Source organism: Chryseomicrobium palamuruense, assembly GCF_042649045.1.
GTDB classification, from domain to species: Bacteria; Bacillota; Bacilli; order Bacillales_A; family Planococcaceae; genus Chryseomicrobium; species Chryseomicrobium palamuruense.
In genome coordinates, this window is the sequence record NZ_JBHSEF010000011.1 from 61,281 (window position 1) to 75,973 (window position 14,693).

Genomic DNA, 14,693 nt, shown 5'->3' on the forward strand with positions numbered 1-14,693 from the left:
TGTATAAAAGGGGATTTTTAGATGAAAAAGATCTTGCTCTGTGTAACAGGCGGTATTGCAGTTTATAAGGCGGTCGCGCTTGTCAGTAAACTGACTCAGGCAGGGTATGACGTCCGCGTCATCATGAGTGAGTCCGCCCAACAGTTTGTCCAACCACTTACATTTCAGGCGATGTCCCGAAATGATGTCTATACAGATACATTTGATGAAAAAGATTCAAAAGTCATTGCCCATATTGATTTAGCAGACTGGGCAGACCTTATTGTGGTTGCTCCGGCTACTGCGAATACGATCGGCAAATATGCGAATGGTATAGCAGACGACATGATTACGACGACTTTACTTGCTACGACTAAACCTGTATGGATGGCTCCAGCTATGAATGTGCATATGTATGATCATCCAGCGGTAAAAGAAAATATTGATACGCTTTACAAGCGAGGCATTCGCTTTATCGAACCTTCTGAAGGGTATCTTGCATGTGGATATGTAGGGAAAGGACGACTTGAAGAACCTGAGCAGATTGTGGGACGGGTTTCCGAGTTTTTCGCTCCAAAAGAATTGCCACTACGAGGAAAGAAAATTGTCATCACAGCTGGACCAACCCGGGAACGCATCGACCCTGTACGCTACGTCTCCAATTTCTCATCTGGAAAAATGGGGTTTGCAATGGCACAAGCGGCAGTGGAACTTGGTGGAAATGTGACACTTATCGCTGGACCCGTTCATTTAGATACACCTCCCAATGTAGAAAGAATCAATGTGGAAAGTGCCGAAGACATGTATCAAGCCGTTTCAGTACGCTTTGATCAAACCAATCTGTTAATCATGACGGCTGCTGTTGCGGATTATAAACCAAAACATCAAGCCAATCAAAAAATCAAGAAACAAGACAGTGATACAGCTTTAGAGATGGAGCGAACAAAAGACATTCTAGCGACGATGGGGCTACGGAAAACGACCCAAGTCATCATGGGGTTTGCTGCTGAGACGAATGATGTGATCACATATGCAACTCGTAAACGTGAAAAGAAAAATACTGATTATATCGTGGCGAATGATGTAACGGCAGAAGGCGTAGGATTTGGAACAGATACCAATCAAGTAACACTTGTATCTAAAGATGGAATCAAAGAATTTCCGATGCTTCCGAAACATGCACTCGCTCACGAGTTATTAGCGTATATTGCGAATCAGGAGGGGTGGCAATCGTGATTGCCAAAGTGATTGTCGATGTTTCGACAGCTGCGATTGACCGACCGTTTGATTATCAAGTTCCTGAAGAATGGGAAGCGTTCATTCAACCGGGTGTTCGGGTACATGTTCCCTTTGGTCCACGCAAAGTGCAAGGATTTGTCATTGGTATTGATGAGACTAGCCAGGTGGAGTCTGCAAAATTAAAGCCCCTGCAGTCGGTGATTGATGTGGAGCCTGTCCTTACAAAGGAATTATTAGAACTTGCAAAGTGGTTGAAAGATGATACGTTATGCTTTTATAACGATGCCCTTCAAGTGATGATACCCGCAGCACTGCGTGCAGCGTATTCAAAAATTGTTCATGTCGACTCATCCGTAAGCCTCTCTCAAAAATTTGAGAGTCTTCTTTCAAAGGATAGGGAAGTTGACTTTCAACAGATAGAAAAAGCAAAACTGTTGCCTGAATTAAAACACCTTTTACAAAATCAACTAGCAGAAATCGAAACGCGGATACGTCAGCGCTCCACTCCTAAAAAACAAACTGTGTATCACGTGGCTAGTGTCCCTGAAGAAATAGGAGGGAATGCGAAGAAGCAGCTTCAAGTCCTTGAGTGGATTAGAGAAAAGCAAGTATCTTTCTTTACACTTCCTCAACTTCAACAGGATTTTTCGGTCACGGGAGCAGTAGTGGAGGCGATGGTGCAAAAAGGGTATTTGACGAAGAAAAAGCAAGAAATCTACCGAGAAATCGAGATGCTTGGGGATGCGTCTACAGACAAAGTCGTCGAGCTGACAGATAAGCAAAATGATGTGCTGAGTCAAATCATCACGTCGGCTGACCAACAGCAAAGTGACGTCTTTTTGTTACACGGGATTACCGGAAGTGGAAAGACAGAAATTTATCTACATGCCATTGAACATACATTATCTTTAAACAAAGAGGCCATCATGTTGGTACCAGAAATTGCACTTACTCCACAAATGGTATTGCGCTTTAAAATGCGATTTGGTGAGCAAGTAGCCGTCATGCATAGTGGCTTATCAATCGGAGAGAAATATGACGAGTGGCGGAAAGTCATTCGAAAGGAAGTAAAAGTCGTCGTAGGCGCTCGCTCAGCCATCTTTGCTCCTTTTGAAAATCTTGGACTACTTATTTTAGATGAAGAACATGAGTCATCTTATAAACAAGAAGACTCTCCACGTTACCATGCGCGCGAAGTTGCGAAGTGGCGTGCAGAATTTGCTCATTGTCCCGTCATTTTAGGTAGTGCCACACCTTCGATTGAATCGTATGCACGAGCGACGAAAGGCGTCTATCACCTCGTAAAACTACCAGGGAGAGCCAATGCAAAACCACTTCCACCTGTGGAACTGATCGATATGCGTGAACAATTAAAAGGTGGAAACCGTTCGATGTTCAGTATCGAACTTGCCGATGCAATACGAGACCGACTTGCAAAAAGAGAACAAATTGTGTTGTTCTTGAATAAACGTGGCTTCTCTTCTTTCGTTCTCTGCCGCGATTGTGGTTCGACCGTCCAGTGTCCGAATTGTGATATCAGCTTGACGTACCACCGTATGGGGGAGGCGCTTCGCTGTCACTACTGTGGCTATGAGGAACAAGTCCCTACACAGTGTCCTCAGTGTAAAAGTGAACACATTCGTTTCTTTGGAACGGGAACACAAAAAGTAGAGGAAGAATTGACTCGTCTCTTTCCGGAAGCTCGCACGCTTCGTATGGATGTAGATACAACGCGGACAAAAGGAGCACACGAGCGCATCCTACATCACTTTGGACAGAAACAAGCAGAAATTTTACTAGGTACACAAATGATTGCCAAGGGTCTCGACTTTCCTGATGTGACGCTTGTAGGCGTTCTAAATGCAGATACATCGTTGCACCTCGCCGATTTCCGAGCCGCTGAAAAGACGTTCCAGCTAATCACTCAAGTCAGTGGTCGTGCAGGCCGTCATGAAAAAGAAGGAAAAGTCATCGTCCAGACGTATGACCCGGATCATTATGCTCTTGAGTATGCCAAAATGCATGACTACGTAGCTTTTTACACAAAAGAAATGCAAATCCGTAAAGTGTATGAGTATCCTCCGTTCTACTATTTGACGCATATTCAAATCAGTCATCCCGATGTGCTGGTAACAGCTGAGTATGCGGATAAAGTGGCATCTTGGCTACGTGATGAACTATCCAACCAAGCGACTGTAATCGGACCAACTGCATCTGCAATCAGTAGAATACAGGACAGATACCGGTATCAGTGCATTATAAAATATAAAAAAGAACCAAATCTTATTCCTGTACTACATCAGTTGTTAAAACTGACGCGTAGTGAATGGGAAAAGCAAGGCGTGCGAATCGGTATCGATTTGCATCCTTCAACTCTTGTTTAGAAATGAGGAAAGTTAATGACTGTTCTACCAATTGTGAAACATCCGAACGAAATTTTAACAACGCCAGCACAAGAAGTAAAATCGTTTGATCAAAAACTAGCAACATTACTTGATGATATGTACGAAACGATGGTTGCTGCAGACGGAATTGGTCTTGCAGCACCGCAAGTAGGCATCTCCAAACGAGTGGCCATTGTCGATTTAGGTGAAGGGCAAGACATCATCGAAATGATTAATCCGGAAGTTGTGGCAATCGGCGGAAAAGAAATTGAAGTAGAGGGTTGTCTAAGTTTTCCAGACCTTTATGGAGAAGTTGAGCGTCCTTTCTACGTGAAAATAGAAGCAGAAGACCGCTCAGGAAATCTGTATGAATTAGAGGCAGAGGATTATGAGGCACGTGCGATTTTGCATGAAATCGATCATTTGAATGGTATTTTATTCACGGAGAAAATCATACGCTATGTGAGCCCAGAAGAATTCTTGGAGGAGGAGGAAGAGGAATGACATCCATCGTATTTATGGGGACTCCTGACTTCTCTGCACCAATTCTTGAAATGCTTGTGGAAGAGGGGTACAACGTGCTCGCTGTTGTCACTCAACCTGACCGCCCAGTAGGAAGAAAGAAAGTGTTAACTCCTCCTCCGGTAAAAGTAGAGGCACTAAGACATGGTCTTGAAGTATTGCAACCTGAGAAGTTATCTGGAAGTTTAGAAGAACAGCGACTCGTCGAACTTCAGCCTGATTTGATTGTGACAGCAGCTTTTGGACAGTTGTTACCGGAGAGCGTACTCGAGCTTCCAAAGCTTGGTTGTATTAATGTTCATGCTTCATTACTTCCTGCTTACCGTGGAGGCGCACCAATTCATCAAGCAGTGATGGATGGACAGAGTCATACAGGCGTGACCATCATGTATATGGTCAAAAAGCTCGATGCAGGAGATATCATTTCCCAAGTCGAAGTAGCTATCGAAGATACCGATACAACCGGTATTCTCTTTGATAAATTAAGTCTGGCTGGGAAAAACTTACTGAAAGATACATTACCTTTCATTATAGACGGCACGAATAAGCGAGTTCCGCAAGATGAGTCATTAGTTACATATGCGAGAAACATCTCCCGTGAACAGGAGCGTATGGACTGGACGAATACATCGACTACTCTATGGAATCAAGTTCGTGGATTAAATCCATGGCCAGGAGCTTACACGACCTTTGAAGGCCAAAACGTTAAGGTATGGCGGGCGAAACGAGTAAAAGGGAAAACTGGTGCTAAACCTGGCGAAATCATCCGCAACGATAAAGAATTCGTCATCCAAACAGGTGATGGGGAAGCACTTGCCATCTATGAAATACAACCTGCCGGGAAGAAAAAACTATCAATCGATGAATTTTTACGTGGCGTCGGTTCGACTTATACGTTAGGGGCAAGATTTGAATGACCAAAAAATTAATCGGTAATCCACGCGATGCCGCTCTTGAAGTGCTACTCGAAGTGAGTAAAAATCAAGCCTATAGCAACTTACTCGTCTCACGAAAAATCAAAGAGTATAAACTAGAAGGTCCAGACCGTGGACTTATGACTGAACTTGCTTACGGAACACTTCAACACCAAACGAAGCTCGATTTTCTGCTTGCACCCTTTCTTAAAGGAAAAATTGAAACGTGGGTACGAGTTCTTCTTCGACTGTCCATCTATCAGCTTGTATTTTTAGATCGTATTCCAGAACATGCGGTGGTCAATGAAGCGGTCGCCATTTCAAAAAAACGTGGTCACAAAGGAATCTCCGGTTTAGTAAATGGTGTGTTGCGTTCATTCCTTCGTGAAGGTCCACGTTCGACAGAGACAATTGCAGACCCACTTCAACGCCTTGCTGTTGAGACGAGTCATCCGGAGTGGTTACTGAAAGACTGGATTGACCGCTATGGATTTGAGAAAGCACGTGAAATTGCAGAACAGAACAATACAGCACCACCTCAAACTGTACGAGTTAATACGGTAAAAGTCAGCCGTGAAGATGCCATCGCCACATTAGAAGAAGAAGGATTTAGTGTTCGAAAAGGAATTGTAGAAGAGTCCTTACATGTTTCCGGTAAACCAGCTGCCTCTTCACAACTCTTTAAAACAGGTCTTCTGACAATTCAAGATGAGAGCTCAATGTTGCCAGCTCATGCGTTACAACTCAAACAAGGTTTGAGTGTATTGGATATGTGTGCGGCTCCTGGAGGAAAAACTACACATATCGCTCAGTTGATGGGGGATACTGGGAACGTTATTGCTCTTGACCTGCATCCGCATAAAGTAAAACTGATTCGTGAAAATGCCGAACGTCTCGGGTTAACAACAATTGAACCACTCGTAGGGGATGCACGACAAGCAGGCGAGATAGTCAATGGAGCCCTATTTGATCGCATTTTAATTGACGCACCATGTAGTGGGTATGGTGTCATTCGCAGAAAGCCCGATATGAAATATACAAAGCAGCCTACGGATGCAGCCCGACTCGCTGAAATTCAGTCTGCGATTCTGGAAGAAGCCTACGTATTGTTAAAACCTGGTGGTACAATTGTTTATAGCACGTGTACAATAGAGCCAACAGAAAATCAGCAGGTTGTGGAGGCCTTCTTATCTCAACATCCGGATATGGAATCAATTGATTTACCAGTCATTTTAGAGAAATTGCCACACCTTTCGGAGGGACCAGGAATTCAAATCCTCCCGTATGCGGACGGAGATGGCTTTTATCTAGCCACGTTGACAAAACGCGCGATCTAACACATACAGGGGTGAGGGAATGGAATTTGTTCATCGTACAGATGTAGGTAAAAAGCGAAATATCAATGAAGATTATTTAGAGGTTACAGAGAAAGCTGAACAGCTTCATCTTGCCGTTTTAGCAGATGGAATGGGTGGACACAACGCAGGAGACGTCGCAAGCGAACTGGCTGTCCGCTTTCTGACAGACCGATTTCAAAAATCAGATCTTCGTGCAGACAGTGAAGCTAATCTCGTGTCGATGTGGCTGAAGGAAGCGTACGAAGGAGCTAATGAGCGCATAAACCGAATCGCGGAGAGTGATCCAAGTTGTAAAGGTATGGGGACAACACTCATTGCAGCTGTTTTTCAAGCAAATCAAGTGACTTTTGCCCATATCGGAGACAGTAGAGTGTACTTGTTCTCTAAAGGGGAAATCAAACCATTGACGAAAGACCACTCTTACGTCAATGTGCTACTTGATTCAGGAGAAATCAATGAAGAACAAGCAAGAAATCACCCAAAGAAAAATATGTTAATGAAAGCTATAGGTACAGAAGTAAACATTGACCCAGATATACTTTCAATAAAGCTTCGACAAGGCGAAATCATTCTTATGTGTTCAGATGGGCTGAGCAATAAGGTAACGCCGGAGCAGATGGTTCACATTCTTTCAGAAAGTGTGTCCCTCGAAGCCAAAGTCGATGCATTTGTGCAACTTGCCAATGCTGAGGGTGGGGAGGACAATATTTCAATTATTCTCTGCTGTATGAAAGCAGGTGAAGAAGCATGTTGATCGGAAAACGAATTGGTGGACGCTATAAGCTTGAGAAGCATATCGGTGGGGGCGGAATGTCTAACGTCTACCTTGCGCATGATATGATTCTTGATCGCGATGTGGCTATCAAAATTTTACGCTATGACTTTTCAAATGAAGATGAATTGAACCGAAGATTCCAGCGAGAAGCGCTGTCTGTAACGTCTCTGACCCATGACAATATTGTCACGATTTATGACGTAGGGGAAGATGAAGATGTTCATTACATTGTGATGGAACATGTGCGCGGCAATACGTTGAAGGAATACATAGCTGAGCACGCACCGATTTCACCAACACGAGCTGTTCAAATTATGAAACAGCTAACATCAGCTATTGAACATGCCCATGAACATCACATTGTCCATCGAGATATTAAGCCACAAAACATTCTCATGGATGAACAAGGCAACGTAAAAGTAACTGATTTTGGCATTGCAATGGCTTTGTCAGCAACATCCTTTACGCAAACAAATTCAGTCCTTGGAACTGTTCACTATTTGTCGCCAGAACAGGCACGTGGGGGAACAGCAACGAAAAAATCTGATATCTATGCACTTGGGATTGTTTTTTATGAACTACTCACAGGCCAATTACCGTTCAAAGGTGAATCAGCAGTATCGATTGCGCTGAAACATTTACAGGCAGAGACGCCATCTGTTCGAGCCATCAATCCAGCGATTCCTCAAAGTCTTGAAAATGTCGTCTTAAAATCGACTGCCAAGAAGCCTGAAGATCGCTACCGGTCTGTCGAAGAGATGCGTCAACAAATAAGTACAGCGCTCGATCCAGACCGTGTGAACGAACCAAAGTATGCGCCAACTTATGACGATGATGCAACGAAAGTGATGCCTGTTATAAAAGAACCGGCCAAATCTGAGGACCTCATCCAGACAAAGGCTATTGAGAAAAAAGTGGAGGAGCCTGTTCGACCAGCTCCACCACCTAATAAGAAAAAACGCAAAACAGGCGTGATCATTGCATCAATCCTGGGTGCTATTCTCTTTCTTGCCATATTGATCATTGTGGCGTTTCCAGGTCTTTTCAAACCTGCTAAAATTGAAGTGCCTAATTTAGTGGGTCTCACGGAAGAAGCAGCGATTGAAGAAATAGAAGCCAATAATTTTGCCGTCGGTGACATTCGAGAAGAATTTTCGGATGAAGTTGAACCTGGAATTGTCATTCGGAGCACACCAGAAGCTGGGCGACTCCGTGATCCAGAAACAGAAATAAGCTTGTTTGTGTCTCTCGGGAGTGAGTTGGCAGAAATGAGTGATTACCGTGGCAGAGACATTGACCAAGTTCGGGATTTATTGACGAATCAATTTCGTTCGATTGAAACGGTTGAAGAATTTTCAGATGAACCAGATGGAACAATACTTGACCAAAACCCAGCTCCAGGGGAAGAAGTCAACGTTCAAGAGACGAATCTCGTCTTTACTGTTAGTAAAGGCCGTCAGCTCATCGAACTTTCCGATTTAACAGGCTATAACGAACGCGCTTTAGAAGCATATGAACGCTCTTCCGGTTTTAAAATAACGGTTCGCAGCCGGGAAAATTCAGAAGATGTACCTGCTGGGGAAGTTTTACGACAAGACCCATCTGCCGGAACACGTTTAGAAGCAGGTGCAGAAGTTGCGGTAGTGGTCTCGAATGGCCCTAGAGCGGCAGCTACGAAACTCTATGTCGTATCTGTAGAAATTCCATACACGAATGAACCGGAAGAACCGGAACCTGGAACGGAAGATGAAGAACAAGAGCCGAATGAAACCGAACCTGTTCCGCAAAATGTTAAAATCTTTGTTCAAGATAAGACACGAACTCTTGCCGAACCCATTGAAGAGTTTGAAAGCACTCAAACTGAAACGCGCAGGTTGCAGCTAGAGATTGAAGAGGGAAGCAAAGGGGCATACCGTATCGAAGTCGACAATGTGGTGATCAAACAAGAAACTATTAACTATCAAGACCTACCGTAAGGAGGAATGGGATGCCAACTGGACAAATTCGTAAAGCATTAAGCGGTTATTACTATATCTTTGACGGAGGCCAACTCGTTCAAACCCGTGCGAGAGGGGTTTTCCGCAAACGCGGACAATCACCACTTGTCGGAGATTTTGTAACGTACACCATTGAAGGAGAAAATGATGGTACAGTTACAGAAATAGAGCCTAGGAAAAATGAGTTGGTACGGCCTCCAATTGCAAATATTGATCAAGCATTGCTCGTCTTTTCAGTAACAGAGCCTGATTTCAATCTTCACCTCCTTGATCGTTTTATCACAGTGATTGAGGGTTATGAAGTAGAACCGGTACTCATTTTAACAAAAGTAGATTTACTTGAAGAAGTACAACTCGAAGAAGTAAAAAAACAAGCAAGTTACTATGAATCGATTGGGTATACTCTTCTTTATACATATAAAGGGGATGTGTCCCTAAAGGATCGACTACACCCGATTCTTGAACAGCAGACGAGTGTGCTAGCCGGTCAATCGGGTGTTGGGAAATCGACATTACTTAATACACTGCTTCCGACGTTGTCCTTAAAAACGGGGGAGATCTCAAACGCACTAGGTCGTGGAAAGCATACGACTCGTCATGTCGAACTGATTGAAGTTGCTGAGGGACTACTTGCTGACACGCCCGGATTTAGTACATTTGAAATGGATCACATCGAAAAAGAAGACCTCTCTTCTTGTTTTACCGAAATGAGTAGGTATAGCTGTAAATTTAGAGGCTGTATGCATGTGAAAGAACCAGGATGTGCAGTGAAGGAAGCGGTGGAGCAAGGTCAAATTGCCACGCACCGATATGACCATTACTTGCATTTTTTAGAGGAAATTACAGATAGAAAGCCGAGGTACTAATTATGGTAAAAGTAGCACCATCCATCTTAGCAGCAGACTTTGCGAATCTACAAAGCGAAATCGAAATTGTTGAACGTGCAGGAGCAGATTGGATCCACATTGACGTCATGGACGGTCACTTCGTACCAAATATCACGATGGGGGCATTAGTAGTCGATGCAATTCGTCCGCATACCAAGCTTCCACTAGATGTTCACCTCATGATTGAGAACCCGGACCAATATACAGAATCCTTCGTTAAAGCAGGCGCTGATATCATTACAGTACATGTGGAGACATGCAAACATTTACACCGTACACTTCAACATATTCGCTCTCTAGGATGTAAGCCGGGTGTCGTATTGAATCCGCACACACCTATTGAGACGATTCAACATGTGTTAGAAGACGTACATGTCGTCTTGTTTATGACTGTGAACCCTGGCTTCGGCGGTCAAGCGTTTATTCCAAGCGTTCTACAAAAGGTAGCAGCTCTTGCAAAAATTAAAGAAGAAAAAGGTCTACAGTTTGATATTGAAATCGATGGTGGTGTGAACAGTGAGACGGTAAAGGATTGTGTAGCGGCAGGCGCAACAGTTGTCGTGGCCGGCTCTGCCATCTATGGTGCCACTGATAAAGAAGCAGCACTAAAAAAGATCAAGGGAACGAACTAAGTGAAAGTCATTGTTTGTGGAGGGGGGCCAGTGGATTTGGTCCCAAAGGATCTCCGTGCGGATTATTTTATCGGAGCGGACAGTGGAGCAGTACATTTATTGCAAATGAATATCATCCCAAACTATATTACAGGTGATTTAGATTCCATCCGTTCAAACGATGCTGCAAAATGGGAAATGGAATTGAAGTCTGCAGTGAAAGTGCCTACAGAAAAAGATGAGACGGATACCTTTCTTGCTCTACAAAAAGCTGCCGATCTATTGCCAACACAAATTGAACTCGTGGGTGTCACAGGAGGAAGGTTGGATCACTATCATGCTGTACTACACGATCTGCTGTCTTTTCAAAAAGACTATCCATCTATTCACTTTTCGATTCGAGATCAGTGGAACGTCATTCGTTTTTTAACTCCAGGACGGCATCATCTAGCAGCAAACTCTTACCAGTACTGCTCTTTCTATGCGTTTGATGAAGACGTCACGGGCGTCACACTAACTGGATTTAAATATCCCGTTCACATGGAAGCCATCCAAGTGGGAACGTCACGCTTTACGAGCAATGAAATCATCGATGAATTTGGGTCTATCCAGTTTTCTTCGGGCATATGTTTATGTATACAGAGTCGCGAGGAAAGTGGGGAGTAGATGAGAGTCTTTACCTTTCAGTTACCAAAAAGTATAACAAGTTTTCTACGTTGGATTTTGCGTTCACAGGATAATAGGAAGCATCGTCACCACAAATAAAAAAACACAACAGACTTGAAAGTCTGTTGTGTTTTTTTATAGAGATGAGCGATTATACGCGCTCAACTTTACCAGATTTTAATGCACGAGCAGAAACCCATACGCGTTTCGGTTTACCATCTACAAGAATACGTACTTTTTGTAAGTTAGCACCCCATGTACGCTTAGAAGCGTTCATTGCGTGTGAACGAGTGTTTCCAGAACGAGCTTTGCGGCCAGTAATAGCACATTGTTTAGGCATACTAAATTCCCTCCTCACAACAAAAAGCCATGCTTATTGTTTTAACTTCGATATTTCACATACTTGAATAAGATACCACATTATTTTAGGCCTTGCAAGTATTATCAAGAAAAAAACCTTTACAGTGTCTAACAAAAACGTTTCTTTTCAGGACACAGAACGTATAGTACAATGTATGGTAGTCAACTTTGACTTTAGGAGGGATTCGAGATGTCGATTGAGATAAAAAATGAATTTGGTCAGATTGAAATCTCACAAGATGCAGTTGCTCAACTAGCTGGGGGAGCTGCGATTGAATGTTATGGGATTGTCGGTATGGCATCAAAACATCAAGTGAAAGACGGATTATCTGATATTTTGCGTCGGGAAAACTTCACAAAAGGTGTCATTGTTCGAGAAAAAGATGGCAAGGTAAATATTGATATGTACATCATCGTAAGTTACGGAACGAAAATCTCAGAGATTGCCTACCAAGTGCAATCAAAAGTAAAGTATACGCTTGGCAAATCTTTAGGCATGGCTGTTGATTCGGTGAATGTCTACGTGCAAGGCGTTCGCGTCGCAACTATGTAAGGGAGAGAAACCAATGAAAACGATTAATGGAATTCAATTTGCGGAAATGGTACAGATGGGTTCACACCATTTATCGCAAAATGCAGCCTATGTGGATGCACTCAACGTCTTTCCTGTTCCGGATGGAGATACGGGAACGAACATGAATTTATCGATGACATCAGGAGCAACTGAATCAGCAAAACAGCAAAGTGAACATTTAGGAAAGACTGCGGGGGCACTTGCGAAAGGATTACTTATGGGAGCACGCGGAAACTCCGGCGTTATTCTCTCTCAACTTTTCCGAGGTTTTGGAAAGTCTGTTGAAGGCTATGCTGAATTAACAGCTGAGCAGTTTGCTGCCGGACTTCAATACGGGGTGGATACAGCTTATAAAGCTGTCATGAAGCCTGTTGAAGGTACGATTTTGACGGTTGCTAAAGATGCTGCTAAAAAAGCAGTAGAAGCCGCAAAAGAAATCGATGCGATCGATGAACTCATGAAAGTGATTTTAGAAGAGGCCAAAGCTTCTTTGAAACGTACACCGGATCTATTACCTGTATTGAAGGAAGTAGGAGTTGTCGATAGTGGTGGTCAAGGGCTGGTTTATGTTTATGAAGGTTTTCTAGCATCATTGACTGGCCAGGAACTTCCTGAAAAAACATCGGCCGCAGCTATGGATGATATGGTTAGTGCAGAGCATCACATGGCGATCCAAGGTTTTATGGATACAGCGGATATTGAATTTGGATTCTGTACAGAATTTATGGTCCGTCTGGACGACTCGAAAGAACCATTTGTGGAAGAAACTTTCCGAAATGATTTAAGTGTCTATGGAGATTCCTTACTAGTCATCGCAGACGATGAAGTGGCGAAAATTCATATTCACTCTGAGCAACCGGGAGAAGTTCTTTCGTACGGTCAAAAATACGGAGAACTGATTAAAATTAAAATTGAAAATATGCGCGTGCAACATACGGATATCGTAGGTGAAAAGCCAAAAGCTAAAAAAGCAGCTACCCATCCCTACGCCATAGTCACGGTAGCAATGGGTGAAGGTGTCAGTGAACTTCTTAAGAGTTTAGGAGCTTCTGCTGTCATCGAAGGCGGACAGACCATGAACCCATCTACAGAGGATATTGTGAAAGCAATTGAAGCTGTAGGCGCAGAACGTGTACTGATTTTGCCAAACAACAAGAACATTATCATGGCAGCTGAACAAGCAGCAGAACTTCTCGATATCCAAGCGGCTGTTGTTCCGACGAAAACCGTGCCACAAGGAATGGCTGCTATATTAGCCTTTAATCCGGAAGCATCAGTTGAAGCCAATCAAGTGAGCATGACGCAAGCATTCGCTCATGTAAAGACAGGGCAGATTACGTTTGCAGTGCGTGATACGTCGATTGACGGCGTAGATATATCAAAAGATGACTATATGGCCATTTCAGAAGGCAAGATTATTCTTTCTACACAAGATTTAGATCAAGCATCGAAAGATTTGCTTTCGAGCATGATTGACGAAGACTCAGAACTCATCACAATCCTTTATGGTGAAGAAACAACTGAAGATCATGCCGAAAGTTTAAGTGATTGGTTAGAAGAAACCTACCCAGACCTTGAAGTTGAAGTCTATAACGGGAAACAACCACTCTATCCTTATATCATTTCTGTTGAATAAAGACGCAGCGCTCTCTATATGAGAGTGCTGTTTCTTTTTGCTGTAGTAGAAATCAAAGCGTTTTCATAGTAAACTAGTAAGGATAAGGAATTGGGGAAAAGAGCTTAGAAATTGGGGGGATATCGATGAAGTTTAAATCCGTATTTGACATAATTGGTCCAGTCATGATTGGGCCATCCTCTTCACATACAGCAGGAGCTGCACGTATTGGACGGATTGCACGAGATTTATTTGGGAAACAACCGAAATGGGCGAAAATTTACTTATATGGCTCATTTGCAGAAACATATAAAGGTCATGGAACTGATGTTGCCATAATTGGTGGACTCTTAGATTACGACACAGATGACGAACGCATTCGTACAGCATTTGAACAAGCAGATGCATTGGGACTTTCCTATGAGTTTATTCCCGAAACAGCTCACACGGAACATCCGAATACAGCCCGAATTGTAATTGGAGACGATGAACAAGAGCTGTCGATGGTCGGTATTTCAATTGGTGGGGGGAAAGTAGAACTTGTTGAACTAAACGGCTTCCCACTTCGTCTATCTGGAGGACTTTCAGCGATTCTTGTCGTCCATGACGACCGTTCTGGGTGTATAGCAAGTGTGGCCAAGTGTCTGGCTGATCAACAGATCAATATTGGGCATATGGAAGTTTCACGTAGAGAAAAAGGGAATATGGCCTTGATGGTCATTGAAGTCGATCAAGTCGTGGGGCCGGAAGTGTTAACAGAAATTGCTGCGTTACCTCACATCACACAAGTGACACGTATTGCAGACTAGGAG

General features: G+C 43.3%; 14 protein-coding genes. 13 read left to right on the forward strand and 1 reads right to left on the reverse strand.

Annotated elements, in window-relative coordinates; translation table 11 throughout:
* Nucleotides 1-21 precede the first annotated feature (21 nt).
* From coaBC to ACFO0S_RS04890, 10 genes are read left to right on the forward strand one after another with little or no spacing between them, the layout of a single operon-like run.
* Nucleotides 22-1,215 (forward strand): bifunctional phosphopantothenoylcysteine decarboxylase/phosphopantothenate--cysteine ligase CoaBC, encoded by a 1,194-nt coding sequence (gene coaBC / locus ACFO0S_RS04845; protein ID WP_378140686.1) that lies wholly within the window; start codon nt 22-24, stop codon nt 1,213-1,215.
* Nucleotides 1,203-3,602, forward strand: a complete 2,400-nt coding sequence (gene priA, locus ACFO0S_RS04850) for a primosomal protein N' (protein WP_378140687.1) — start codon at nt 1,203-1,205, stop codon at nt 3,600-3,602. Before coaBC ends, priA begins: the two co-directional genes overlap by 13 nt.
* A gap of 15 nt (nt 3,603-3,617) precedes the next feature.
* Complete coding sequence (gene def / locus ACFO0S_RS04855) at nt 3,618-4,106, forward strand: peptide deformylase (RefSeq protein WP_378140688.1); 489 nt, start codon at nt 3,618-3,620, stop codon at nt 4,104-4,106.
* Nucleotides 4,103-5,041, forward strand: a complete 939-nt coding sequence (fmt, locus tag ACFO0S_RS04860; protein WP_378140689.1) for a methionyl-tRNA formyltransferase — start codon at nt 4,103-4,105, stop codon at nt 5,039-5,041. Before def ends, fmt begins: the two co-directional genes overlap by 4 nt.
* Nucleotides 5,038-6,375 carry a 16S rRNA (cytosine(967)-C(5))-methyltransferase RsmB gene (gene rsmB / locus ACFO0S_RS04865; RefSeq protein WP_378140690.1) on the forward strand — a complete coding sequence of 446 codons (1,338 nt, stop codon included), beginning with the start codon at nt 5,038-5,040 and terminating at the stop codon, nt 6,373-6,375. The genes fmt and rsmB overlap by 4 nt, the downstream gene beginning before the upstream one ends.
* 19 nt (nt 6,376-6,394) lie before the next feature.
* The gene (locus ACFO0S_RS04870; RefSeq protein WP_378140691.1) at nt 6,395-7,150 is read left to right on the forward strand and encodes a Stp1/IreP family PP2C-type Ser/Thr phosphatase; all 756 of its coding nucleotides are present in this window, start codon (nt 6,395-6,397) and stop codon (nt 7,148-7,150) included.
* On the forward strand, nt 7,144-9,147 hold the full coding sequence (gene pknB, locus ACFO0S_RS04875; RefSeq protein ID WP_378140692.1) for a Stk1 family PASTA domain-containing Ser/Thr kinase: 2,004 nt from the start codon (nt 7,144-7,146) through the stop codon (nt 9,145-9,147). The genes ACFO0S_RS04870 and pknB overlap by 7 nt, the downstream gene beginning before the upstream one ends.
* Nucleotides 9,148-9,158: 11 nt before the next feature.
* Nucleotides 9,159-10,034, forward strand: coding sequence for a ribosome small subunit-dependent GTPase A (gene rsgA / locus ACFO0S_RS04880; RefSeq protein WP_378140693.1), 876 nt, complete (start codon nt 9,159-9,161; stop codon nt 10,032-10,034).
* A 2-nt stretch (nt 10,035-10,036) separates the two neighbouring features.
* Nucleotides 10,037-10,687, forward strand: a complete 651-nt coding sequence (gene rpe, locus ACFO0S_RS04885; RefSeq protein WP_378140694.1) for a ribulose-phosphate 3-epimerase — start codon at nt 10,037-10,039, stop codon at nt 10,685-10,687.
* Nucleotides 10,688-11,332, forward strand: coding sequence for a thiamine diphosphokinase (locus tag ACFO0S_RS04890; protein WP_378140695.1), 645 nt, complete (start codon nt 10,688-10,690; stop codon nt 11,330-11,332).
* A 151-nt stretch (nt 11,333-11,483) separates the two neighbouring features.
* Here ACFO0S_RS04890 and rpmB read toward each other — a convergent pair whose 3' ends face one another.
* Nucleotides 11,484-11,672, reverse strand: a complete 189-nt coding sequence (rpmB, locus tag ACFO0S_RS04895; RefSeq protein ID WP_378140696.1) for a 50S ribosomal protein L28 — start codon at nt 11,670-11,672, stop codon at nt 11,484-11,486.
* A gap of 210 nt (nt 11,673-11,882) precedes the next feature.
* Here rpmB and ACFO0S_RS04900 point away from each other — a divergent pair, with 210 nt between their 5' ends.
* From ACFO0S_RS04900 to sdaAB, 3 genes are all read left to right on the forward strand, one after another.
* Complete coding sequence (locus ACFO0S_RS04900; protein WP_378140697.1) at nt 11,883-12,245, forward strand: Asp23/Gls24 family envelope stress response protein; 363 nt, start codon at nt 11,883-11,885, stop codon at nt 12,243-12,245.
* A 13-nt stretch (nt 12,246-12,258) separates the two neighbouring features.
* A complete protein-coding gene (locus ACFO0S_RS04905; RefSeq protein WP_378140698.1) occupies nt 12,259-13,902 on the forward strand; it encodes a DAK2 domain-containing protein in 1,644 nt (547 codons plus the stop codon).
* Nucleotides 13,903-14,027: 125 nt separating this feature from the next.
* Nucleotides 14,028-14,690, forward strand: a complete 663-nt coding sequence (gene sdaAB, locus ACFO0S_RS04910) for an L-serine ammonia-lyase, iron-sulfur-dependent subunit beta (RefSeq protein WP_378140699.1) — start codon at nt 14,028-14,030, stop codon at nt 14,688-14,690.
* Nucleotides 14,691-14,693: the final 3 nt, after the last annotated feature.